Origin of the sequence: Kocuria salina (genome assembly GCF_013368965.1) — a bacterium.
GTDB lineage: Bacteria > Actinomycetota > Actinomycetes > Actinomycetales > Micrococcaceae > Kocuria > Kocuria rosea.
On record NZ_SSSF01000009.1, the window covers coordinates 145,260 to 167,827 of the forward strand.

A 22,568-nucleotide genomic window follows, 5' to 3' on the forward strand; every position below is an offset into this window, starting at 1 on the left:
GGCAACGCCGCTTTCAGAGAAAGGGGCCGGCGAGAGCATCATGGTACCTACCACATGAGCTAAAGCCTCGAATAGCCATTCGAGTGTGATGTTGCTTACTATGTCTCCACCATTTGCGGAGCTGCTCGTGGGAGCAACTCCGGCTCCCTGGGGCGATCGTTGTTCTGAGGGAGCCTGATGTCTATCACCTTTGAGCCCGTGCCCCTGACGGATCGACGGCTCTTCGAGGTCCGGGTCGGTGAAGCCGCCCTCGCCCTTCACCACGAGGGCCACGATCCGGAAAGAATCTGCCAGGAAGCGACGCGGATCGGCCAGCGCTACCCCTGGGTGGACGCCCGCACGGTGGCCAACGCCCTGATGGACGCCCTGGGCCCGGGATGGGGCGCCATCTACCTGCATTGGCTGTGGAGCCAGGACGACGACTCCTGATCCATCGCTCTTCAGTGACAGCATCCCTGTGAGGAGCGTGCAAGTACGGCCAGCACGCCCAGGAGGACTGGGCCTACCCCCGCACGGCGCACCCTGACGAGGAAGGCCCCCAAGGACGCGCCTGTAACCGGCCACATGTAAAGCACAGTGTGTATGGCTACCTTGCCATCCCAAAGGAAAGTTCAGGGGCGGTCCCACCGAGTGAGTCACCCACGGGCCACCCATTCCGCGGCACCACGGTTCATGGACTCAGCGGGGGCCCCTACCGGAGTGATTCCGGCAGGGGCCCCGCTGCGACCACTGTCGTGGGCTACCGCTCGGCGGTCGTGGCGTCGAGCATTCCTCTGACCTCCGGCCACGTCGTGGGTGCCTGCGCGGCGGGGAGCGTGCGGAAGGTCGACTCCTGCAGGTGCGGCCGGTAGGTCCGCATGACGTGGGCATGGAGTGCGGAGCGGGTGTAGCGGCGCATCGCGTCCTCGTCCGTCCAGCCGGACCAGGTCCAGAAGGTGGCGGTCAGCGGCTGGGCGGCGAGATCGAGCCAGAGGGCCCCGGGCGCGAGTCGCAGAGCCCGCCGCAGCCGCAGCGAAGCGAGCAGGAAGCCCGGCACGTGCCTGGCCGAGCGCAGCCGGAGTCGGGAGATCAGCACGATGCCGGCGGTGGGAACCTCCTCGTGCATCGCCGCGGCGGGCCCGTGCGCCCGGGGCAGGACGGTGATGAGCCTTCCCAGCGAGTCGCCGAGCACCGCTCGGCGCCAGTGCGTGATCACCACGGCGACGGCGGCTGCGATGTAGAGCAGTTGCATGGCGGCACGCGGCAGCAGGGCGGTGGCCGGTTCCCCGGACAGCGTCAGACCGGTGGTGGCGGCGTGGACGTTGGCGGGGAACATCGCCACCATCAGCAGGGCCAGCCCACCGGCGGCCCATGCGGCCGTGCGTGGCAGCAGCAGCCCGAGCGCACCGGCGAGCTCCAGCACCCCGGTGACCGTGACGAGCAGCTCGGGGTGGGGCAGCACCGGCGGCACCATCGCGACGAGATCGTCGCGCAGACCCGCGAAGTGGGAGACCCCGGTGACGAGGAACATCACCGCCAGACCTGCGCGCAGGGCCAGGGGTGCTGACTCCCGCAGGCGGCGGCGCCCGAGGAGTGCGGCGACGCCGAGCGTTGCCAGGGTTGCGGCGAGGAAGACGAGCAGGACCGACATGGTTCCCTCCGTGGCGTTCTATCTTGTCACTGACAAGACTGCGCCTCCGGCAGAATCTTGTCAATGCCTAGATATGGGGTAGGGTGCAGGAATGACCCCCCGCACTTATCACCACGGCGACCTCCACCGCGCGGTGCTCGATGCCGCTGTCCAGGCCGTGCTCGAGGTGGGGCCCTCCCAGGTGAGCCTGCGAGACCTGGCGCGCCGGGCGGGGGTCTCCCACGCGGCTCCGGCCTATCACTTCGGCAACAAAGCCGGGCTCCTGACGACGCTGGCGGCGGAGGGGTTCCAGCTGCTCGCGGATCACCTCACCGAGGTGCTCGAAGGCACCGGCAGCTTCCTCGAGGTCGGTGTCGCCTACGTGCACTTCGCCGTGGAGCACCGGGGGCACACCCAGGTGATGTTCCGCCCGGATCTCTACGAGGCCTCCCGTGCCGACGTCGTCCAGGCGCGCGCCGCCGCCGCCGAGGCGCTCTCCGCCGGGATCGCGACGTTGCCACCCGAAGTGGTGGGATCGGATCCGAAGGTCGCCGCCCTGGCCGCCTGGTCCCTCGTGCACGGCTTCGCAGACCTGTGGCTCGGCGGAGCGATTAGTGAAGGGAACGACGGCGATCTCACCGAGTCCGCCCAGGCGGTGGCCCGGTTCCTCTTCGACAAAGGCACGGCACAGTAGCCGGAGGACGGTACCCGCGCCGGCCCCTAGAGTTCCCGTGCCGCGGAGACAGGCTGCCTCGTCGGGACCCACCGGGACCCCCGCCCGCACCAAGCTTTCCACCTGGATCCTGGCATGCCCGGCTTCCTTCCCAATGGGCACGCCGCGCAGGGGGGACCCACCGGGGGGACCCACCATGACGAGGTCGGCCAGGGCGTTCCGGCCGGTGCTGGCGGACCCCCCTCCTTCCTGGAGACGATCACTCACCCCCCCCCTGCTGACGGGCCACTGAACTGGTCCATGGTCCACCTCATCGCTCCTTCACGGGTGGCCGGCTCTGCCCGTGCCGCCATCGGGACCGGGCGCTTCAGGGCTGCGGTCAGCAGTCGGCACAGGTGCCGGTGCTGGTCATCGTTGCTACCCTTAACCGCATGGAGCGTGTTCAGCGATTTCTTCACCCCCGGCCGTTCAGTGGCCGCGGGGTGGTGAGCGCGCCTTTCCAAGCCGCCTAGTCTCCGCAGGCACGGCCGGGGGAATTTCTATTCCCAGCATCGGCCCAACCGCCTCAGGAGACTTCCATGTCGGCACTCTCGTACCTCAGCCCTGACCAGCTTGCCCGCGCGCTGAGCCTGCGTGACCTCAGCGACCCGGCACAAGGGGCGCACTCGATGCAGCTTCTGCTGGAGAATCTCGTCACCGCGCTGCAGCACCAATGGGGCAGCTCCGTCCGCCAGGTCCGCAATCCACCTCTCGTTGCCGTCCGTGACAACTACGACCGTCTGGGCTACGACCGCGGTGACATCACCAGAGCACAGCGGTACACCCGCTACGTCTCGCCCACCGTGGTGCTGCGTACCCACACCAGCGCGGAGCTGCCCAGGGCCCTGCAGGACTACCGCGGCCGGTCCGACGTCGACGAACTCCTCGTCGTCCCAGGCCTCGTCTACCGGCGCGACGTCGTCGACCGCACGCACGTGGGGGAACCACATCAGGTCGACCTGTGGCGCATCCGGTCCACATCGCAGACCACCGATCAGGACCTGCTCGAAATGATCACCACGGTCGTCGAAGCGGTCCTGCCGGGGGCGCAATGGCAGATCACCGACGTCGAGCACCCGTACACGCTCGGCGGACGACAGGTGGACGTGAACCTGAAGGGCGAGTGGCTCGAGCTCGCCGAATGCGGGCGCATCCACCCCGAGGTGCTGCGCGGCTCGGGCCTGGACCCGGAGAAGTGGTCCGGACTGGCCCTGGGCATGGGGCTGGAACGGGCCCTGATGCTGCGCAAGTCGATCCCGGACATCCGCTACCTGCGCTCCTCGGAGCCGCGCATCGCAGCCCAGATGCTCGACCTGCAGCCCTGGCAGCAGGTCTCGCTGCTCCCCGGGACGCGTCGGGACATCTCCGTCGTGCTCGACGACAGCGAAGACGGCGAGACCATCGGTGACCGGGTCCGGACAGCCCTGGGCAAGGACGCGGACCTCCTCGAAACCGTCGAGGTCCTGTCGTTGACGCGATGTGCGGAGCTTCCGGTCACAGCTCGTGAGCGCCTCGGCATCAACGCCGGCCAGAGCAACGCGCTGATCCGGATCCACATCCGCCCGCTCCTGCGGACACTTACGTCCGCCGAGGCCAACGAGCTGCGCAACAGGATCTACCTCGCCGTCCATGAGGGCCCCCATGCCGAATTGATCTAAGCGCAAGCGCAGCCGTCGTGGATGAGCGCGAGCAGGACTCTGTCACCAGAAGCAGTGTCAGCCGATGGAGGAGCCTCCACCGCCCCACGGTCTGCCGCTAACCGGCCATATGTAAAGCGAGTGGTGGCGGTGAGCCACCCGCCCTTGCTCCCCACGGTGGTTGGTGCGCCGTGTGCGTAGAGTATGGGCATGATCTTCAACCGTCTGGCGTGGTGGTGGCTGCGATAGCAGCCGGTTGAAGCACGACCACGGGCTGCACAGCAGCCCGTGCCCCACCATCACGGCCTTGCGTGCAGCTCCTTGTCTGACAGGAGCACGCACATGGACTCGTTCGCCGTCGCCGAGCAGCGCTCAGCCGAACTGACCCGCACCATCGACCAGGCCCCGGAGAACTTCCGGGTGCTCACCGGGGAACGCCCCACCGGGGCTCTGCACCTGGGCCACTACTTCGGCAGCATCGTCGAACGCCTCCGGCTGCAGCAGGCCGGGGTGGAGACGTTCATGGTGCTGGCCGACTACCAGGTCATCACCGACCGCGACACCACCGCCCGCGTGCAGGAGAACGTGCACAGTGCAGTGCTGGACTACCTGGCCGCCGGGCTGGACCCGCAGCGCACCACGATCTTCACCCACTCGGCGATACCGGCGCTGAACCAGCTGCTGCTGCCCTTCCTGAGCCTGGTCACCGAGGCCGAGCTGCACCGCAATCCCACGGTCAAGGCCGAGGCCGCCGCCTCCGGCCGGGCGTTGAGCGGGCTGCTGCTGACCTATCCGGTGCACCAGGCCGCCGACATCCTCTTCTGCAAGGGCAACCTCGTGCCCGTGGGCAAGGACAATCTGCCCCACGTGGAAATCACCCGGGTCATCGCCCGGCGCTTCAACGACCGCTACGGGCACGTCTTCCCCGTCCCCGAGGCCCTGCTCACCGCCGCCCCGGAAGTACCGGGACTGGACGGGCGGAAGATGTCCAAGAGCTACGGCAACACCATCGCCCTGTCGATGACCGCCGAGGAGACCGCGGCGGTGATCCGGCGTACCGTCACCGACGCCGAGCGTCGGATCACCTTCGACCCAGCAACCCGCCCCGGGGTCTCCGCGCTGCTGTCCACCGCGGCCCTGTGCCGGGGCACCACCCCGGAACAGGTCGCCGAGCAGGTTGGCGACGCTGGGGCCGGGCGCCTGAAGCAGCTCACTACCGAGGCCGTCAACGACTTCCTCACCGGCCACCGGCGACGCCGTCAGGAACTGGCCCGGGACCCGCACCTGGTGCGCGACGTCCTGGGCCGCGGCAATGCACGGGCCCATAAGATCGCCGAGGCCACCCTTACCGAAGTCCGCGAGGCCATGGGCACCACCTACTGAACCTCCACACCCACCCAGTCCTCCCCCCCCCCCCGGGGCCGGGATGTGAAGCCAACGCACGAGGCGCGGAACACGGGAGGAACGGCCGACACGCACAGCACGGGCTGGGTGGAGAGGAACACGGCAATCCTCTATAGCGTGGAAAGACCTACCCCAGGAGGTTCCTCATGATGGACGTCGCCGGCTTCGGAGCGTTCCTCGGCCTATTCATCTGGCTGCTCATGGTCGCCATCACCTTGTGGCTGCTGTATTGGGTGGTGCGCAAGGGCGTCACCGCCGGCATCAAGGACTACGTGCACAAGCACAGCGACCGTGCCGACAGTTTGCGGCCATAGACGAAGCCCCATCGCGACGCCGCATTCCCGCGACGGCTCGGGCACCGGGGGAAAGGACCGGCGCCCATGGGCGAGGTCAGCTGGGTCGTCGCCGCTGCATCTCCAGGGCGTGCCAGGATTGGCCGCCCACCTCGATGCTGCGCACCCGCCCAGTCTCCTGGAACCCCAGGCTCTCGTACACGCGCCGGGCGGAGACATTGTGCGCGTAGACACCGAGCTTCATGACCGGCAGCCCCGTGACCTCGAAGCCCGTGCGCACCGCTGTGCCAATCAGTTCCCGCCCCAAACCGCGCCCTCGAGCGTCCGGGTCGAGGAGGATGCACCCGAGCCGCATCATGCGTGCGTCGACATCGACGAGCAACGAGGCGTGACCGACTGGATCCCCGGAGGAGGGATCCAACCCAGTCCAATACCGGCGCTGATCATGCTGCAGATAAGTCTCCAGCTGCCCCCGATCCAGAGGCCATCTGAAGGTCCGCCCGGACCAGAGCACCATGTCGGCCTCGGAGGGCACCCAACTCAGGAAGACGTCCAAATCGGCTGAGCTGGTCTCTCGCAGGCGCATGCCCCAATGCTAGGGACGCCCCACCGGCGACCGGCGCTGCCGCTAACCAGGCCGCAGGTTCGAAGACGAACCTCTCCTGAACAGCCACAGGACAGATTGCTACGTACTTGGTTACATCCTCGTGGGCGCGGAAACGCCGAGGAGGTCGAGGCCGTTGGCCAGTACCTGCTGGGTGGCGTTGTTCAGCCACAGGCGCGATTTGTGCATGTCCTGGATCGGTGCGTCTCCCTGGGGAGCGATGCGGCAGGCGTCATACCAACGGTGGTAGGCGCCGGCGATGACCTCGAGCCAGCGCCTCCCGCGACGAGTGCGACGCCGAGCGGCTCAACCAGTGGCAGGACAGCGACCCCGCCGCAGACACCCGCGACACCCCCGCGGCCCAGATCCCCTAGGACCTGCCCTACAGGACTACCTCCGGCCCAGAAGAGACCCCACTTGCACAGGCACAATTCCTGGAAGCACCCTGCGACAGGCATGGCGGGGCAAAGCGCCTGGGATGCTCTGTGCTTCTCGGAGCGTGGACAGCACCCACTCTCTGGATGTTTTTTGCGATGACCGACGAGATCGCCGGCCTCGTCCCGCTGCTCTTCGCCCTGATGGTCCTTCCCGCGATGAGCGTCCCGGTGGTGCGCTGGGCCGCCGAGGATTCACTCGGGCGCAACGGTTCGGCGGGCATTCGTACCCGCCACACCCAGGCCTCCGATGAGGCCTGGGCTGCCGGCCATGCCGCGGCCCTGCCCGTGGTCCGGAAGATGGTGCCGGTAGCCGCGGTGGGGGTTCCAACCGCACTGGTCGTCCAGGTCCTGGGCGGTGGTTTCACCGGCACCGCGGTGGCTGCCGTCGCGTTGATCTGCGAGATCGTCGTGCTGCTGCGCTCCGCCGGGGCCGCCAACCGCGCCGCACGTGCGGTCACCGCCAGCAGGTGAGCGTCTGTGGCCAGCTCCGTTTCTAACCTCAACCGGGCAGGGTGCCGAATCTAGAGCGGCGCTCCGCCAGGCTTGTCGCGAGAGTCCTTCTCGATCTTGGAGGTTGTATATGCAGGTCCATTAGGATCTTCAATCTTCGAGCTGCCCGGTGAGAACCCGAGAAGTCGTGACTGCACTGAAGCCGCGCCCATAACCGGAGCGGCGACTCCTGATCTCAGGCGTCGAATGCTGAGCAGTAGACGGATCACAATAAGCACTCCGAGGGTCCAACCGAGAGATTCGATCAGCGGGCTCAGGCGCGTCTCGATCAGTGGGTCCAGGATCATGAAGAGCAGAAGTGCCCCGAGAGCCAGCACTGTTACTGCTGTCAGGATGCGGGAGAGTGTCCGTGCCATCGATTCACCCTATCCAGCTAGCTTGGAAGAGGATCGTTTGGAGCTGGGGGTCCGCGCGCGGGCGCTGCTGGCTCTCGCTCCTACCCGGGAACCCCTAGAGCACGCTTGAATGTCTACGCCACGACACGTGTCGCGATCGAAGGAAGAGCCAAATTGACTGCAGGCCCTGGGTGAAAGCGACCACACGGTGGATCACCGCCTGCACCGGGCTCACGCTGTTTCCGCTCCTCATCATGGCTATCCTGCCGAACTTTGAGGACGCCGACGAGGTCGCTCTGCTTTGCCCGGTCTGGGCTCTCGTGTACATGGTCATGTTTGTTAGCTTGCGCCGTACGGGGCCAAAAGCTCGGCGATCCGCCGAACGCTTTCTCTTCCTCACCTTCCCCGGCGATTCCACGACCCCACAGGAAATGCAGGCACTGATGAGGCGGTCCTCGTGGTGCTTCCTGATTGGAGCCGTCTTGCTCTTGGCCGTGCCGGGGCAGTACTTCCTCTTCGTGAGGTGACCAGACCCCTAAGGAACCTCTACTGAATCCGTCACGGGGCAGGTTGCTGCGTGCCCGGTTACATCCTCTCGGGTGCGGAAACGCCGAGGAGGTCGAGGCCGTTGGCCAGGACCTGCTGGGTGGCGTTGTTCAGCCACAGGCGCGAGCGGTGCACGTCCTGGACCGGGGCGTCTCCCTGGGGAGCGATGCGGCAGGCGTCATACCAACGGTGGTAGGCGCCGGCGATGACCTCGAGGTGGCGGGCGACGCGGTGTGGTTCCCGGAAGGTCGCCGACTGGGCGACCACCCCGGGGAACTGCCCGAGCGCGGCCAGCAGGTCACCCTCGGTGGGATGATCCAGCGTCACCGCGTCGAAGCTGCCGGTGTCCACTCCGGCCGACACCGCATTGCGGGCCACGGCGTGGGTCCTGGCATGGGCGTACTGGACGTAGAACACCGGGTTCTCGTTGGTGTTCTTCTGCAGCAGCTGCGGATCGATCGACATCGCCGAGTCCGCCGAGGATCGGCCCAGCGAGTACCGCAGCGCATCCTTGCCGAGCCACTGCAACAGATCCCGCAGCTCGATGATGTTCCCGGCCCTCTTCGACAGGCGGGCTCCGTTCACGGACACCATCTGGCCGATGAGCACCTGAATGTTGTGCTCCATGTCGTCCCCAGCACAGGCGGCAATGGCCTGCAACCGGCCGATGTAGCCGTGGTGGTCAGCGCCGAGCAGATAGATCTTCTGCTCAAACCCGCGGTCCTTCTTCGACAGGTAGTACGCCGCATCTGCGGCGAAGTACGTGGGCTCACCGTTGGCCCGAATGAGGACACGGTCCTTGTCGTCGCCGAAGTCGGTGGTGCGCAGCCAGACGGCACCATCGAGGTCGAAGACGTGACCTTGCTCCCGCAGGCGGTCCACCGCCTGCCCCACCGCTCCGCCCTCGTGCAGGGCCGACTCGGAGAAGAACACGTCGAAGTGCACCCCGAACTCGGCCAAGGTCTCCTCGATGTCGGCCATCTGCGCCCGATAGGCCAGTTCCCGGACGATCGGCAGCGCCTCCTCATCATCCATCTCGGCCACCTCCGGCCGGGCAGCCAGAGCCTGGCGGCCAAGATCGGCGATGTACTGCCCCGGATAGCCGCCTTCCGGGATCGGTCGGCCCTTGATGGTGGCCAGGACGGAGGCGGCGAAGGTGTTCATCTGCGTTCCGGCGTCATTGATGTATTACTCCGCCGTCACCGCCGCGCCGCTGGCGCGCAGCACACGGGCGATCGAGTCGCCCAGTGCGGCCCAGCGGGTGTGGGCCAGGTGCAAGGGCCCGGTGGGATTGGCCGAGACGAACTCCATGTTGATGGTGTGACCCGCCAGGGCGTCATTGGTGCCGTAGGCGGACCCTGCCTCGACGATGGTGCGGGCGAGCTCCCCCGCCGCGCCGGCGTCCAGGGTGATGTTGATAAAGCCCGGGCCGGCGACGTCGACGCTCTTGACGCCGTCGATGCCGGCCAGCCGATCGCTGAGGATCCGGGCGAGCTCGCGCGGGTTCATCCCCGCCTTCTGGCCCAGTTGCAGGGCGATGTTCGTGGCCCAGTCACCGTGCTCCCGGTTCTTCGGTCGCTCCACACGCACCTCCGACGGGAGGTCGACATGGAGGTCACCGGCCTCGACGGCGGCCTGCAAACAAGCGGAAATGGCGGCGGATAATTCCTCTGGAGTCACCCGTGAAGCATAACGCCGCCCTCTCAAGCGCCCCGATCCCCCGGACATGGTCGCCACCCGTGCACGACAGCGACAAACACCACTTCCCGGACACCGACGCCACGTCCGACGGGAACCCCTATCGCACCTCGGGAGCCCGGTAGGTGTGGTTCGGCTCGGCTGTGGCCCGCAGGATTCGGGTCTCAGTGTTTCCGGTCGGTGCTGATGGCCAGGGCCACGGCGGTGCCCGTCAGGGCGAGGGCTGCCGCCAGGGCCGCCGGCCAGGCGGTGGGGTGGAGCAGTACGGTGGCGGGTGCCGCGAGCAGGGCGGGCACCAGGATGAGCCCCCGGCTGTAGCCGATCAGCTGGGCTACGGGCACCGGTCCCAGGGGGGTGTCGATCGGGGGCTGGGTGTGGTCCGGTTCCGGGCCCAAGGTCCGGTAGAGGCCGGCCGCACCGATACCGGTCCCGGCCACGGCCCCGAGCAGCACCAGTACCGCCCAGCTGGTGCCGGCCGAGACCCCGCCCAGCAAGGCTACGGCGGCCAGGACCGCGGCGTTGAGCACGCACGGGAGGACCAGGTGCATCAGGGCGGCTGCGGTGGGGGTGATCGGGAGGTTCCGTTCGGCGGCGGCCCCGGCGCGCAGATCGGCCAGATAGGCCGTGCCGCGGCTCAGCCCCCGGCACCCCACCACCAGCAGCGCAGCCCACCCGGCGAGCACCACGGTGTGGGCGAAGGAGGTCAGCAGCACCACGGTCAACCCGAGGTCCACGGCCAGTCCGGCCCGCCACCGGCTGGTGCGCAGGGCGGTGAGCGAGGCGAACAGCACCACCGTGCGCGGCCCCGCCACCCACCCCGGGGTGCTTCCCGGCAACCCCCGCACCCCGGTCACCGTGGCCGGGGCCAGCGCGGCGGTCAGGTCCTGGGCCGACAGCAGGGACACAGCGTTGGACAGGTGCCGGGTCCGCGCCCCGGCCGCCCGCAGCTGCACCCCGTTCAGGCCCCGGGCCCACCGCAGCGCCCAGACCCAGAACAGCCCGGCTACCACCACTAGTGATCCCGCGACTGTCACGGACCCCAGGGGCGGCACAACATCCCACCGGCCGGTGGCCCCGTCCCGGGTCCCGGCCAGCACGACCAGCACAGCCCCCAGTGCTAGGAACCATCCCGCCCAGGGGCGGGACCAAGGCGGCGTTCGCGCCTCACCGGCGATCTGGGCCCAGACAGCGACCCCGACCGCGCCGACCCCCAGGCCGGCCCAGCACACCAGCTGCGCCACCGCCTGCCACCACGGCGCGCCCCACCCGGCCGCCGACCCGGCACCGCCCAGCAGCAACAACCCGGTGCCACCGAACACCGCCCCGGCCGCAGCCGCCACCCACAGCATCCGGCGCACACTGCGGATCGGTTCCTGCGCCCCGGCCCCAGGCAGCGGCCACACCCACACCGCCCGCTCCGGGGACACCCCCACCGGTCCCAGCCCGCGCAACAAGTCCACGGCACCGACCCAGACCACCCCGAGCAGCACCGCGGCTCCGAGCACCGGCGCCCCGGCCCCCACCCAGGCGGCCGCCTGGCGGTGCAGCATCCCGCCGGGGGAACCGGCGGCCACCAGATCCCCCAGCCAGGCCCCGAGACCGAGGACCCCGGCGACCGCCCAGGCCACCAGCACCACCGTGACGAAGAGCCCGGTGTACGCATCGACGAACCGATCCGCACCTCGAGCCCGGCCGCGGGTCCGGGCCCGGGCGCCTCGCAGGAACACCTCGATCTCGGCGGGCCCGGCAGGCTTCACACCGGCACCGGCCGTCACGACCGGCCCTCCCGTTGCGGGGCAGGCACGACCGGTGCCAGGGCACCGCTGGAGTCGATGGTCAGCACAGTGGTGCCCACCGTGGCCGCCAGCGACGCGTCGTGCGTGGCGATCAGCAACCCCGCCCCCGCCTGCCGGGCGGCGACCAGACGATCGGTCAAACGGGCACGCATCAACGCATCCAGGCGCTGTTCGGGCTCATCGAGCACCAGCAGCTCGAACGGGCGGATCAGTGCACCGGCCAGCAGCGCCCGCCGTCGCTGGCCCGAAGACAGAGCGAACGGCGAGGCGTCCACCCGGTCGCCCAACCCGAACTCGACCACCGCCTCGGCGGCCACCACCGGCGCATCGGCCACCCCGTGACCGCGCAGCACCAACTCCAGGTGATGCCCCACCGACACCCCGGGCAGAAACGCGTCCTCGTCGAACAGACAGCTCACCGCCCGCCGGTAGACCAGCGAGTTCTCCACCACCGGCCCACCCTTCAGCCACCGCTCCCCGCTCACCGGAACCTGCTGACCCACCGCCGTGCGCAACACCGTGGACTTGCCCGCCCCATTGGCCCCGAGCAGCACCACCGCCTCCCCTGGCCCCACCTCGAAGCTGACCCCGGCGGTCACCGGCACCCCGGCATAACCACACACCAACTCACGAACAGACAGGACAGAAGCGGAACGCACGGACAAGAGCCTTTCAACGGCAACACGGCCATCTCATTCTTCCCCGGTGCCATCACCTAGAGCTCCCCCGCCGGCCGGATATCTGACACCGCCATGACCCAGCACCGACCCCGGTTGCGTTGTCTTCAGGGCGTCGGCCTACGGAGGGTCCCGCTCTGGACCGGAGCTGGAAATACGCTCCGGCGCGCGAGCTTCTCGGTGAGGCTCAGCCGGACGGTGGGCCATTCCCGATCGATCACCGAGAACACGACGACATCGCGCACGGTCCCCTCACGCCACAGGTCGTGATTGCGCAGCACCCCGTCCTGCTTCGCCCCGAGCCCGGCGATCGCGGCCCGGGAGCGGTGGTTGTGCCAGTGCGTGCGGAACTCCACCGCCATGCACCCCAGAGTCTCAAAGGCGTGCGTGAGCTGCAGCAGCTTCACCTGCGTGTTGAGCCCGGTGCCCTGGGCGGAGGCGGCGATCCAGGTCGAACCGATCTCCAACCGACGGTGCTCCGCCCGGATGTTCAAGAACGTGGTGACCCCGACGGCGGCTCCATCACCGGGACGCCGGATCACCCACGGCACCACCCGCCCCTCGGCGTGGGCGGCCAGCCGCACCTCGATGTCCTCGCGCATCCGATCCGGTGCCGGCACCCGGGTGTACCAGAGCTGGTGCAACTGGCCGTCCTGGACCGCTTCTGCCAGTTCCGGAGCGTGCTCGAGCGCCAACGGTTCCAGCGTGGCCAGAGAACCGGTCAGCGTGGGGCGCATCAGGAAGTCCATGCCCCCAGATTACTGATCGCGAAAGACCCCTCAGGGAACCCCCACTGCACTGTGGGCGAGTTGGGGATTGCCGCACGGAGAAGTGACCCTGACCTATCGGTGCGGCAGTCCCGTCCCTACCTCAGGTGCCGGTTGTCTGATTCTCCTTTTCGGTGTCCGGGAGGAGCTGAGCCATGGCGTACTCGTCGACCGCTGCTCCATCGCGGATCAAAGAATCACGACGCAGGCCCTCAATGAGGAACCCGCACCGCAGGTACAACTCCACAGCGCCCAGGTTGTCCACCATCACTGTCAGCTCCACCCGCCGCAGCCCCCGCCGCCGGCACTCCTCCACAGCGGCGCCCAGCAAACGGTGCCCTACTCCCCGACTGCTGCACGCGGCATCCACACCCAGCACCAGGTGTCCAACATGGGCGGCACGCCGGTATGGGGAAACCTCCACCGCGATCCACCCCACCGGCCCCAGGTCCCGTCCAGGGAGAAAGGCCAGCAGATCGAAGCTGCCCACGGGTCCCTGCTCGGACAGCCGCCCCCGCAACGCATGATCCGAGTGGGGGCGTTCGCCCCGTTCCAGAAGCAGATAGCTCGACTGTTCATCCAAGCGGTGCTGCAAGGCCAACAGGGCAGCACTGTCACCGGAGCGAGCCCGGCGGATGGTGACCTGTGACGTGCCGATCGAGGATGGCCGCGAGGGACCGCAAGGGTCGAGCATCGAGCTAGTCTCGCGTCCGGACCGACCGGGCCGAGGAACTGCTCAGCCGCTGTGTTGCCGCTGCGTGCCCGCTCGTTTCATCGGGCACGATGTGGGCCTCTCGTGACAACTCCATCTCCAGGGCGTGCCACTGCCGGCCGCCCACTTCGGTGCTGGAGACTCGACCGGTCTCCTGGAACCCGAGGCTCTCGTACACGCCCCGGGCCGCGGTGTTGTGGGCGTAGACCCCCAACTTCATGGCAGGCAGATCTGTGATCTCGAAGCCGGTGCGCACAGCGGTGCTGATCAGCTCCCGCCCCAGACCGCGTCCTCGGGCAGCCGGGTCCAGGAGAATGCACCCGAGCCGCATCATGGGTGCCTCCTCGTCGACGAGTAGCGAGGCATGCCCGACCGGGTCCCCGGACTCGGGGTGCAGCCCGGTCCAGTACCGGCGCTGATCATGGCCGAGGTAGACCTCCAGCTGCCCCCGGTCTAATGGCCACGTAAAGCTGGGACCGGACCACAACACCATGTCAGCCTCGGAAGGGACCCACCCCAAGAAGACGTCCAGATCGGCCGGGGTCGTCGCACGCAGTCGCATGCCCCCATCCTAAGAACACCTCTGCCCCAAGACCGCGCCGCCGCCGCTCCCCCCGCATGGCGGATGATGAACGCTCACCGGGACAAGGATGCTCCGCCGCGCACCAGAGGTCTTTACCTCGTGGAGCAAAAGATGCGGCACCGCCGGCCCTCGGCCGCGACTTCCTCAACCAGTTCCAGCCCTGCTTTCTCGAGGACACGTTGTGAGGCGATGTTCTCCGCGAACGTCTCCGCCCATACCGACAGACCCAGCTCCTCGCCGATGTCGACGAGTGCGGTGGCCACCTCGGTGGCCAGGCCACGGCCCCACACCTCCGGTCGTAGCGCGTACCCGATCCACAACTGCCAGGACCGCCCCTCCGGCCCGGGCTGGACACGCAGCATCGCATCCCCGACAAGCCGGTCATCGACAACGATCGCCACCCCACGCACGAACCACCCCGGCACCGGGTCCTGCCCGGACAAGCGGGCCTGCATGCGCTCCTGGACCTCATCACGCGACAACGGGGCATGGCCCAGATGCTCGGTGACGTACGGGTCACCCCGGTAGACGAGCATCGCTTCGAGATCAGCAGCCTGCACAGGGCGCAGCAGGCAACGGCCGGTGTGTCGAGGCCACGCCCCGGCGATCGGGTCAGGCGGAACGGACATAAACCCCAGTCGACCACGCGCCCGCAACATCGGGGGCACAAAACCCGAGGTGTCACCCTTGGGCGCCGTCAGAACTCCCCGGCAAACCCTGGCCCACAAGCACACCAGTCGGCGCGCTGCAGTTCGGCGTGAAGGGAGCATGCACGTAGAAGAAACCCCCACTGCCGCGCCGCTCACAAGAAGTGGCCGGAAGCGGGCCACATGTAAACCAAAAGGCCTCGTGCTGGTGGTGCGCTGGGGTGGTGCCGGCGGCACACCCCAGAGCTGGATCGAGGGGATCACTTCACCCGGTCCGGGAGGAGCCGGAATCGTTCCAGCACCACAAGCGTGTCGTCGTCCAAGTCGCGCCCCGGGACCTCGGCACACGCCTCCGGCGGCGTGGCCGTCCAGAACTCCTCGTGGGCCTCCCGCCACTGGGCCACACTGCGGTGCCCCTCGCCCTCGGCCAGCACGTGCTCCCAGGGCACCTCGGCCAACCGCATCGTGACCACCTCGGTGATCTCCAAGGTGGCAACCACCCGCCCGGTGGAGTCCATGAGGGCCTGACATTCGCCGAGGCGCGGCAGGGGCTGGCCCTTGGCTTCGTAGTCACCCAGCAGCGACGATGTGCCTGTCTTCGTGCCGGACCGGATCAGCTGGACGAGCCGGTCCCGCAACGGTCCGGGTGCCGCGAACTCGGCCACCGGCATCGATTCATCCATGGGTCGAGTATGCCGCCCAGTGACCCAAAAGGAGCGCACTCGATGCTACGGGCAACGCGCTCACACGGGAATCAAGTGCCCACCAACGAACCCCTACTGCAACATCGCCCTCGCGCAAATGGCCGGTAGCCGGGCCATATGTGAAGTGGAGGACGTCTCGCAGGCCGAGTACCACTTGCCCATAACTTGGGGCTGCCCTGCGACTGTTGAGCGCGGGCCCTACTTCCCGTCCGGCATGACAGCATCAGGCGCACACCGCCTCGCTGAGGCGCCAACGACGATCAGGACAGGGCGCCCACAGCGGACCGGAACACCCAACCCCTCCCGTGCTCTATGGGTTGAGGCGCCCGTGATCGGTTCCCATCCGCCGGCTCGACGGTCTCCCCACATGGACGCCTCTCGTGCTGCCCCTGGGCGCCCCATTATGATATTCGTTAATAACGATAAACATAAACGTGAGGGGTCCCCCGGTGGAACTTCAACAGCGCACACCACAGTTCATCGTCCGATGGGCCGGCGCCCTGTCCGGGACCGTCGCCGTCCTGCTGGCCGCAGCACTGGCCCTGTTCCTCACCGGGTATCCCCTGCGCACCCTCGCACAAGGTGATATCCAGATCAGCGTCCCCGCCACCCACGAACTTCCCCCCGGCTCCCTGGACCCGCAGACGGTAACCGTGTTCGCCGAGCGGCTGCGGCTAGTGGTCACCGAAGCCCCCCAGCAGGCCCTGGTCCTGATGTGGTGCTCGATCCTGCTCAGCGCCTTCTGCTTCCTGATCGCCGCACTGACCTGCGTGGTGCTGTGCTATCGATTGGCCCGACAGGTCCCCTTCGGGGCGTTCATGCAGCGCTCTACGGCAGCCACCGGGATCCTGGCCCTGGCCGCCGGCGTGGCCGCGGCAATTTTAGAGGGCTACGCCAAGTACCTGACGGTCCATTCCCTGCCCGGGTTGCTCGCCGGCGGCAACGCCGTCGGCGTGGGCACCCCCGGGGTCTACATCGTCGACAGCCTCAACCCCGTGCTGTTCGTGATCGGACTGATCCTGCTGCTGCTGGCCGCGGTGCTCTCCCGCGGCACCCACTACTACCGAGACGTCAAGGACCTCGTGTGAGCACGAGTCGACCCAAGGCCCCCGAGCAACAACTGATCACCTGCCACCTCAGCGCGCTACTCACTGCCCGGGAGATGACCCTGACCGAGCTCAGCAAACGCGTCGGCATCAGCCTCGTGAACCTGTCCCTACTGAAAAACGGACATGCCAAAGCCATCCGCTTCTCCACCCTGCACGCGATCTGCCAAGCACTCGAGTGCGAGGTCGGGGACCTACTCACCATCTCCCCTCAACACACCCAAACCTGAGACAGGCCAACGCGCCCCGACAGACCAGGCTCGCTCGATCCACGGACCGGACCACAAGGGAACCCCAACTGCAACAGGGTTCATCGGCGGTTTCTCGATCGGTCCGCTGGGGCTGGTCGAGTGTCGCGGTCAGGAGGTCAACTGCGGCCACACCTGGTGGATGGCGGCGATGATCTTCTCGTTGGTGGCCTGCAGTGCCACCAGGTCGGTCTCCTCCTCAAGGCTGCCCCGATACCCGTCCAGATCCACTGCCACACCCTGTTTCCATACGGCGGTGATGTCCTGGGTGGCGGTGATGCCTTCATCCGGGCGCCCGGCCACGAGGACGAGATCGGCCCGTGCCCCCGGGCGGATCACCCCGCGGTCCTGAAGGCCGAAGGCGGCCGCCGGGCCGGAGGTCGCCGCGGCCAGTGCGTCCAGCGGGCTCAGCCCGGCGGCCACGAGATGCTGGAGTTCCCGGTGCAGGCTCGCCCCGTGGACCAGACCCGGGTTGGGGGCATCGGTGCCGGCCAGGATCGGCACCCCCCGGGCGTGCAGTGCCCCCACGTTGCGCCTGGCGGCGGCGAAGTCGGGCGCCCCTGGGGGCATCCACCGCTTCCCCTGGCGCTGGAGCATCCCGGTCCATCCCGGTCCCAGGCGCGAGGCCAGGCGCGACTGACCCAGCAGCGGCATGGTGCCGTCCGGGCCCGGGAAGCCGTCGGCGATGCCCAGTGTGGCGATCACCGGTACCCGGGATGCGGCCAAGACCTCCAGCTGGGCCTCGCTCAACGGCTCGAACGGCACGTGGGCGAGGACGTCGACGCCCTGGGCCACGACGTCGACGGCAGCCGCGGCACTGGTGACGTGGGCGACCACCAGCATCCCGCCCGTGTGGGCGGCCCGGACCAGGGCGGCCACCGTGGGCAGATCCAAGGAGGGCATGCGCATCGGGGCGGTCGAGCCGTCGTCGTAGAAGACCTTCAGATGGGTCGCACCCTCTCTCCTGCGGTCGGCGACGAAGGCCGCGGCGTCCTTGGGTCCGGTGACGTAGGGAAAGGGTGCGTAGGCCATCGTGGGATGCCCACCTGGGGCGGTCGCCCCGATGCTCGAGGTCCTGATCTGCGCCACCTCCGGTTGGTGGTTGCGGGCCAGGACCGGGGTGATCACCTCAGGTTTGCTGAACTGGTCGATCCCGGTGGTCACCCCGAACGTCACCGCCTGGTGGGCGGTCCCGGGCAGCAGGTGCAGGTGCGCATCGATGAGCCCGGGCAGCAGGGTGGCCCCACCTGCCTCCACCACGGTGTCCCCGGCGGCCACCAGGCCAGGGGCCCCTACTGCTTCGATGCGCCCGTCCACCACGCGCACCGTGTCGTGGGCGCTCATAGTGGTGCCGTCGAAAATCCTCGCGTTATTGATCGTCAGTGCCATGGCTTTCACGGTAGAAGTTGACGCTACGAGAAGGTCAAGGCGATACGGTGGAGCGTGCGCTACTCCATCAGCCAGCTCGCCACCATGGCCGGGATCAGCGCCCGGACCCTGCGCCACTACGACGCCATCGGGCTCCTGGCACCGGCTGAGATCGGGGCCAATGGCTACCGTTGGTACGGCCGGGAGCAACTGCTGCGTCTGCAGCGCATTCTGTTGCTGCGCGAAGTGGGTGTGCCGCTGGGGCAGATCGGGCAAGTGATCGACGGGCAGGTCAACGAGATCACCGCCCTGCGCGCCCAGCGCGAACAGATCCTCGCCGAACAACACCGTCTGGGCACCGTGATCGAAACCATCGAGGCCACGATCACCGACCTCACCGGCGCCCACACTATGGAACCTGCGGACTTCTTCCGCGGCCTCCACCACGACCGTTCCCGCCTGAAGCACCGGCTCGAAGCTGCCCACGGTCCAGTCGTCGAGGACGCCTTCACCGCCGTCGACACCGCCACCGACGGCTGGGAAATGACCGACTACGAACAAGCAGCCGCCGAGAACCGGGCCCTGCTCCACCGTATGGCCGAACTCATGCAACACCAGGTGCCACCCGATGACCAGGAAGCCCAAGAACTCGTCGAAGAGCACCACGGGGCCATCGCCCGGTACTGGGAACCCCATGCTGCGGCCTACCGTGCCCTGGCCGATCTCTACCTCAACGACGAGGAGCAACGGGCCTGGATCGCTGACATTGACCCCGCCCTCCCCGGCTGGCTGGCGACAGCAATGAAAACCTACGCCACACACCACCTGCGCGACGCGACCACGCCCTGACCCTTGGTGGGAATCCCTAATGCAACGTGCGCGGGATAGGGACTGCCTGCACCTTCCGGGCAGCTGATCCACGTCATGTGCCCGCCCTGCCGCGCCCTTGCCTGGGTGCCGCGTCGGGGCGTGTGAGAGTCTGGCCTCGTCCCCATCACTCTCCCTTGGAGCCCCCTTGAACGCTGCCGCGCCCTGCCCTGCCATCGAGAACCTTCCGGTCGTCGACTCCTTCGCCGTCGCCGCCCAGATCCGCATGACCACCACCGGTACCCGCGCGCGCCTGGCGGTCGCCGTCTCGCAGGACGCACGGGTCAGCTCGAACACCCTGATCTCCACGCTGCTGACGCTGGGCCGGCAGGTGCTGGAGGAGTACCGGCTCACCGGACAGGAGCTGCCCGAGGTGGAGGTCACCGCGGTGGAGCGCGTCGAGACCGTCCCGGCGACCGCGGCGGCCGCCGGGTTCACCGTCGGGGTCACCAACGACCTGGCGGCCCAGCGTTCCACGCTCGTGCTGGATTCGGATTTCTTGCTGGGCAACGACGGCGGGGTGCTGCTGGCAGCCGCCACGCTGCTGGCCGGGGCCGAGCACCTGCTCGACCCGGAGCCGGCTGGCCGCTCCAGCCACACCGGGCGCAAGCACCAGCCCTCCTCGCCCAGCCGCCGGCGCTCTGGCGGCCGCGGGCGCGGCCGCCGCTGAGCCTCCCGAAGCTCTTCGCACTGCCCCGGGACAGAAGCCTCTATTGCAACGTCGTCCTTGCGTGAGATCGCCGCTAACCGGCCATATGTAAAGCCGATAGGGGTGAACGGTTCCCGGCCGGATGTCTTCTAGGGTGTGGCCATGACCGAGCCCACCCGTCCCAGTGCCCTGGCCGATGCCCGTGCGATCGCCGCCGCCGACCCCGCCGGCCAAGGCACCATCGCGACGCTGCTGAGCTATCCGGGGCTGCACGCGGTGGCCGCCCACCGCCTCGCCCACCTCCTGTGGTCCACACGGTGGGGTAAACCCACCGCCCAGGCCATCGCCACCGCCTCCGCGAAGGCCACCGGCATCACCATCCACCCCGGGGCGGTGATCGGGCACCGGTTGTTCATCGACCACGGCAGCGAGGTCGTTATCGGAGAGACCACCGTGATCGGTGACGACGTGACCATCTACCAAGGGGCCAGCTTCGTCGGGGACGGCTCCCCGGGCCGACGCCACGCCCTTGTGGGGAACGGGGTGCTCATCGGGTCCGGGGCGAAGGTCATCGGCCCAGTCACCCTCGGGGATGGGTCCAAGGTCGGCGCCGGCGCCGTGGTGACCCGCGACGTCGTGCCCGGCACCACGGTCGTTGGCATCGACGGGTGATGATCTCGCGACGAGGCTCAACCGCAACGCCGGATCCCCGTGACGGCGCCAGTCAATCTACGGGGCGAGCCTGCGTCCGTTTGCGGCTCAGGCCAGTCGTGGCCGTTCCATCTCCATGGCGTGCCAGGGCTGGCCGTTCACCTCGGTGCTGCGCACCCGGCCGGTCTTTTGGAACCCCAAATCCTCGTAGACGCGCCGAGCCGAGATGTTGTGCGCGTACACACCCAGCTTCATGGTCGGAAGCTCCGTGGTCTCGAAGCCTGTACGCACCGCCGTGCTGATCAGCTCCCGCCCCCAACCACGCCCTCGAGCTGCCGGGTCGAGGAGGACGCAGCCGAGCCGCATCATGGCCGCGTCATCGTCGACGAGCAGGGAGGCGTGACCGACCGGATTCCCCGACTCCGGGTCCAGCCCGGTCCAGTACCGGCGCTGAGCATTCTGCAGGTAGTTCTCCAGCTGCCCACGGTCTAGCGGCCAGGTGAAGGTGCGCCCGGACCAGAGCACCATGTCTGCCTCGGACGGCACCCAGCTCAAGAGGATGTCCAGGTCAGCTGGGACCGTCTCTCGCAGGCGCATGTCTTCATGCTAGGGATGCCATCACCTGGGCCGGTCCAGCTGCTGGTCAAGCCTCATGATCGAAGAGAAACCTCTACTGCAACGTCGCGGCACCTGCAGGTGACTGGTGTTTTAGTAGCTCCTGGCGTGTGAGGCCTCTACACCTGGGGGCGTCCTCATGTCGCAGTGCGGGTGCGTAGCTTCTCGGTCAGGGATAACCGCACGGTGGGCCACTCGCTGTTGATGATGGAGAACACCACCACATCGCGCATGGTCCCGTCACGCCACAGGTCGTGATTGCGCAGCACCCCGTCCTGCTTCGCGCCCAGGGCGGCGATCGCGCGCCTCGACCTGTGGTTGTGCCAGTGAGTGCGGAACTCCACTGCGATGCAGTCCAAGGTTTCAAAGGCGTGGGTGAGCTGGAGCAGTTTCACCTCGGTGTTCAGCCCGGTGCCCTGGACACTGGGGGCGATCCAGGTGGACCCGATCTCCAGACGCCGGTGGTCGGCACGGATGTTGAGGAAGGTCGTCATCCCCACCGCCCGCCCGTCGCCGGCCCGGATGGTCCACGGCACGAGGTGACCGGCCGCGTGGCCGGCCAGCCGCTTCTCGATCTCCGCGCCCATCGCTTCCGGGGCAGGCAGGCGGGTGTACCAAACCTGGTAGAGGTTCTCCTCCGCGACCGCCTCTGCCAGTTCCCCGGCGTGCTCCGGCGCGAGCGGCTCGAGTGTGGCCAAAGTGCCGGTGAGCGTGGGGATCGCCAGGAAGTCCATGCCGCCAGGCTACTGAACGCCAGCACAGCCCCACACGCACCACCACGTTGCCCATGAACTCAGGCCAAACATAGGGAACCCCTATTGCCCGTGGACGATAGGGCGCCCTGCTAGGGATGCCGACGGTGGTCCTGGCGGCAAGGTCTTCTCCAGCAGGGTGGCGCTGTACCAGGGCCCGTTGAAGTCCCGCCGGCCTACCTCCTGGAATCCCTGCCGCTGGTAGAAGGTGCGCAGGACTGTGTTCGACTCCACGCAGTCCAGCCGGATGACCTCGGCTCCTTCAGCCCGGCCACGCTCCGCGGCCCAGTCCAGGAGAAACGCCCCCAGGCCACGGCCGGACGCACCGCGGTGGACCATCAGCCCGTGGACATAGACCGCCGGGGTGTCCTCGGCACCCCAGACCTCGGGATCGGCCCACAGCAACCGTACGGCCGCGGCGACCCCTATGGCGGGATCGCGGGCCAGATTCCACTGGCCGGCCTGGATCTGCTCGGTGATCTCCTGCCGGCTCACATGGCCGTGGCCCCACTGCTCGATGCCCTGCTCACCCAGCCAGTCCTCGATCTGGCGCCGAAGCTCGTGCACGACCGTCGCATCCTCAAGGACAGCCTGTTCTACGGGGCCGAGCCGGGAACTGATCATGCTCACCACGGTAGGGC

General features: G+C 68.2%; 25 protein-coding genes and 2 pseudogenes. 12 read left to right on the plus strand and 15 right to left on the minus strand.

Annotated features, from left to right (window positions below; genetic code table 11):
* The first annotated feature begins 177 nt into the window (after nucleotides 1-177).
* Nucleotides 178-429, plus strand: a complete 252-nt coding sequence (locus E7Z53_RS16605; protein ID WP_176338245.1) for a hypothetical protein — start codon at nucleotides 178-180, stop codon at nucleotides 427-429.
* A gap of 310 nt (nucleotides 430-739) precedes the next feature.
* Here the strand turns inward: E7Z53_RS16605 and E7Z53_RS20040 are convergent, their stop codons facing one another.
* Nucleotides 740-1,630: a DoxX family protein gene (locus tag E7Z53_RS20040; RefSeq protein WP_217905891.1), complete on the minus strand. Its 891-nt coding sequence runs from the start codon at nucleotides 1,628-1,630 to the stop codon at nucleotides 740-742.
* 91 nt (nucleotides 1,631-1,721) lie between these two features.
* On the opposite strand from E7Z53_RS20040, the gene E7Z53_RS16615 reads away from it, so the two are divergent.
* From E7Z53_RS16615 to E7Z53_RS16630, 4 genes are all read left to right on the plus strand, one after another.
* Nucleotides 1,722-2,303, plus strand: a complete 582-nt coding sequence (locus tag E7Z53_RS16615; RefSeq protein ID WP_176338246.1) for a TetR/AcrR family transcriptional regulator — start codon at nucleotides 1,722-1,724, stop codon at nucleotides 2,301-2,303.
* Nucleotides 2,304-2,860: 557 nt separating this feature from the next.
* Nucleotides 2,861-3,979: a PheS-related mystery ligase SrmL gene (gene srmL / locus E7Z53_RS16620; protein ID WP_176338247.1), complete on the plus strand. Its 1,119-nt coding sequence runs from the start codon at nucleotides 2,861-2,863 to the stop codon at nucleotides 3,977-3,979.
* A gap of 321 nt (nucleotides 3,980-4,300) precedes the next feature.
* Complete coding sequence (trpS, locus tag E7Z53_RS16625; protein ID WP_176338248.1) at nucleotides 4,301-5,341, plus strand: tryptophan--tRNA ligase; 1,041 nt, start codon at nucleotides 4,301-4,303, stop codon at nucleotides 5,339-5,341.
* A gap of 167 nt (nucleotides 5,342-5,508) precedes the next feature.
* A complete protein-coding gene (locus tag E7Z53_RS16630) occupies nucleotides 5,509-5,676 on the plus strand; it encodes a hypothetical protein (protein ID WP_176338249.1) in 168 nt (55 codons plus the stop codon).
* Nucleotides 5,677-5,752: 76 nt separating this feature from the next.
* Here E7Z53_RS16630 and E7Z53_RS16635 read toward each other — a convergent pair whose 3' ends face one another.
* Nucleotides 5,753-6,241, minus strand: coding sequence for a GNAT family N-acetyltransferase (locus tag E7Z53_RS16635; RefSeq protein ID WP_176338250.1), 489 nt, complete (start codon nucleotides 6,239-6,241; stop codon nucleotides 5,753-5,755).
* 111 nt (nucleotides 6,242-6,352) lie between these two features.
* A pseudogene (locus E7Z53_RS16640) lies at nucleotides 6,353-6,538 on the minus strand (DALR anticodon-binding domain-containing protein); the annotation flags it as partial.
* A 254-nt stretch (nucleotides 6,539-6,792) separates the two neighbouring features.
* Between E7Z53_RS16640 and E7Z53_RS16645 the strand changes: the two are divergent.
* Together E7Z53_RS16645 and E7Z53_RS16650 are read left to right on the plus strand one after the other, a co-directional pair.
* Entirely contained in the window at nucleotides 6,793-7,167 is a 375-nt protein-coding gene (locus E7Z53_RS16645; RefSeq protein ID WP_047803242.1) for an SdpI family protein, read from the plus strand.
* A 628-nt stretch (nucleotides 7,168-7,795) separates the two neighbouring features.
* Nucleotides 7,796-8,068 (plus strand): hypothetical protein, encoded by a 273-nt coding sequence (locus E7Z53_RS16650; protein ID WP_176338251.1) that lies wholly within the window; start codon nucleotides 7,796-7,798, stop codon nucleotides 8,066-8,068.
* A 58-nt stretch (nucleotides 8,069-8,126) separates the two neighbouring features.
* Here the strand turns inward: E7Z53_RS16650 and argS are convergent.
* The 8 genes and pseudogenes from argS to E7Z53_RS16690 all read right to left on the minus strand — a co-directional run bounded on the left by argS (nucleotide 8,127) and on the right by E7Z53_RS16690 (nucleotide 15,650).
* A pseudogene (gene argS, locus E7Z53_RS16655) lies at nucleotides 8,127-9,767 on the minus strand (arginine--tRNA ligase).
* A gap of 182 nt (nucleotides 9,768-9,949) precedes the next feature.
* Nucleotides 9,950-11,560, minus strand: a complete 1,611-nt coding sequence (locus E7Z53_RS16660) for a hypothetical protein (RefSeq protein ID WP_176338252.1) — start codon at nucleotides 11,558-11,560, stop codon at nucleotides 9,950-9,952.
* Nucleotides 11,557-12,240: an ABC transporter ATP-binding protein gene (locus E7Z53_RS16665; protein WP_160310784.1), complete on the minus strand. Its 684-nt coding sequence runs from the start codon at nucleotides 12,238-12,240 to the stop codon at nucleotides 11,557-11,559. Before E7Z53_RS16665 ends, E7Z53_RS16660 begins: the two co-directional genes overlap by 4 nt.
* A gap of 125 nt (nucleotides 12,241-12,365) precedes the next feature.
* Complete coding sequence (locus E7Z53_RS16670; protein WP_047803247.1) at nucleotides 12,366-13,007, minus strand: GNAT family N-acetyltransferase; 642 nt, start codon at nucleotides 13,005-13,007, stop codon at nucleotides 12,366-12,368.
* A gap of 121 nt (nucleotides 13,008-13,128) precedes the next feature.
* Nucleotides 13,129-13,719 (minus strand): GNAT family N-acetyltransferase, encoded by a 591-nt coding sequence (locus E7Z53_RS16675; RefSeq protein WP_176338253.1) that lies wholly within the window; start codon nucleotides 13,717-13,719, stop codon nucleotides 13,129-13,131.
* 4 nt (nucleotides 13,720-13,723) lie between these two features.
* Nucleotides 13,724-14,299 carry a GNAT family N-acetyltransferase gene (locus E7Z53_RS16680; protein WP_176338254.1) on the minus strand — a complete coding sequence of 192 codons (576 nt, stop codon included), beginning with the start codon at nucleotides 14,297-14,299 and terminating at the stop codon, nucleotides 13,724-13,726.
* Between the two features lie 113 nt (nucleotides 14,300-14,412).
* A complete protein-coding gene (locus E7Z53_RS16685; RefSeq protein WP_176338255.1) occupies nucleotides 14,413-14,949 on the minus strand; it encodes a GNAT family N-acetyltransferase in 537 nt (178 codons plus the stop codon).
* Nucleotides 14,950-15,227: 278 nt separating this feature from the next.
* Nucleotides 15,228-15,650, minus strand: a complete 423-nt coding sequence (locus E7Z53_RS16690) for an ASCH domain-containing protein (protein ID WP_255219635.1) — start codon at nucleotides 15,648-15,650, stop codon at nucleotides 15,228-15,230.
* Nucleotides 15,651-16,120: 470 nt separating this feature from the next.
* On the opposite strand from E7Z53_RS16690, the gene E7Z53_RS16695 reads away from it, so the two are divergent.
* Nucleotides 16,121-16,759, plus strand: coding sequence for a hypothetical protein (locus tag E7Z53_RS16695; protein WP_176338256.1), 639 nt, complete (start codon nucleotides 16,121-16,123; stop codon nucleotides 16,757-16,759).
* Nucleotides 16,756-17,007: a helix-turn-helix domain-containing protein gene (locus E7Z53_RS16700; RefSeq protein WP_369598008.1), complete on the plus strand. Its 252-nt coding sequence runs from the start codon at nucleotides 16,756-16,758 to the stop codon at nucleotides 17,005-17,007. The genes E7Z53_RS16695 and E7Z53_RS16700 overlap by 4 nt, the downstream gene beginning before the upstream one ends.
* 129 nt (nucleotides 17,008-17,136) lie before the next feature.
* Here E7Z53_RS16700 and E7Z53_RS16705 read toward each other — a convergent pair whose 3' ends face one another.
* Nucleotides 17,137-18,414 (minus strand): amidohydrolase family protein, encoded by a 1,278-nt coding sequence (locus E7Z53_RS16705; RefSeq protein ID WP_176338257.1) that lies wholly within the window; start codon nucleotides 18,412-18,414, stop codon nucleotides 17,137-17,139.
* Nucleotides 18,415-18,468: 54 nt separating this feature from the next.
* Here E7Z53_RS16705 and E7Z53_RS20880 point away from each other — a divergent pair, with 54 nt between their 5' ends.
* The 3 genes from E7Z53_RS20880 to epsC all read left to right on the plus strand — a co-directional run bounded on the left by E7Z53_RS20880 (nucleotide 18,469) and on the right by epsC (nucleotide 20,581).
* Complete coding sequence (locus E7Z53_RS20880; RefSeq protein WP_176338258.1) at nucleotides 18,469-19,242, plus strand: MerR family transcriptional regulator; 774 nt, start codon at nucleotides 18,469-18,471, stop codon at nucleotides 19,240-19,242.
* A 166-nt stretch (nucleotides 19,243-19,408) separates the two neighbouring features.
* Entirely contained in the window at nucleotides 19,409-19,930 is a 522-nt protein-coding gene (locus E7Z53_RS16715; protein WP_176338259.1) for a hypothetical protein, read from the plus strand.
* A gap of 141 nt (nucleotides 19,931-20,071) precedes the next feature.
* Entirely contained in the window at nucleotides 20,072-20,581 is a 510-nt protein-coding gene (epsC, locus tag E7Z53_RS16720; RefSeq protein ID WP_176338260.1) for a serine O-acetyltransferase EpsC, read from the plus strand.
* A gap of 87 nt (nucleotides 20,582-20,668) precedes the next feature.
* Here epsC and E7Z53_RS16725 read toward each other — a convergent pair whose 3' ends face one another.
* The 3 genes from E7Z53_RS16725 to E7Z53_RS16735 form a co-directional block, all read right to left on the minus strand.
* Nucleotides 20,669-21,157, minus strand: a complete 489-nt coding sequence (locus E7Z53_RS16725) for a GNAT family N-acetyltransferase (protein WP_176338261.1) — start codon at nucleotides 21,155-21,157, stop codon at nucleotides 20,669-20,671.
* 155 nt (nucleotides 21,158-21,312) lie between these two features.
* On the minus strand, nucleotides 21,313-21,909 hold the full coding sequence (locus E7Z53_RS16730; protein ID WP_176338262.1) for a GNAT family N-acetyltransferase: 597 nt from the start codon (nucleotides 21,907-21,909) through the stop codon (nucleotides 21,313-21,315).
* Nucleotides 21,910-21,990: 81 nt separating this feature from the next.
* Nucleotides 21,991-22,551 (minus strand): GNAT family N-acetyltransferase, encoded by a 561-nt coding sequence (locus E7Z53_RS16735; protein ID WP_176338263.1) that lies wholly within the window; start codon nucleotides 22,549-22,551, stop codon nucleotides 21,991-21,993.
* Nucleotides 22,552-22,568: the final 17 nt, after the last annotated feature.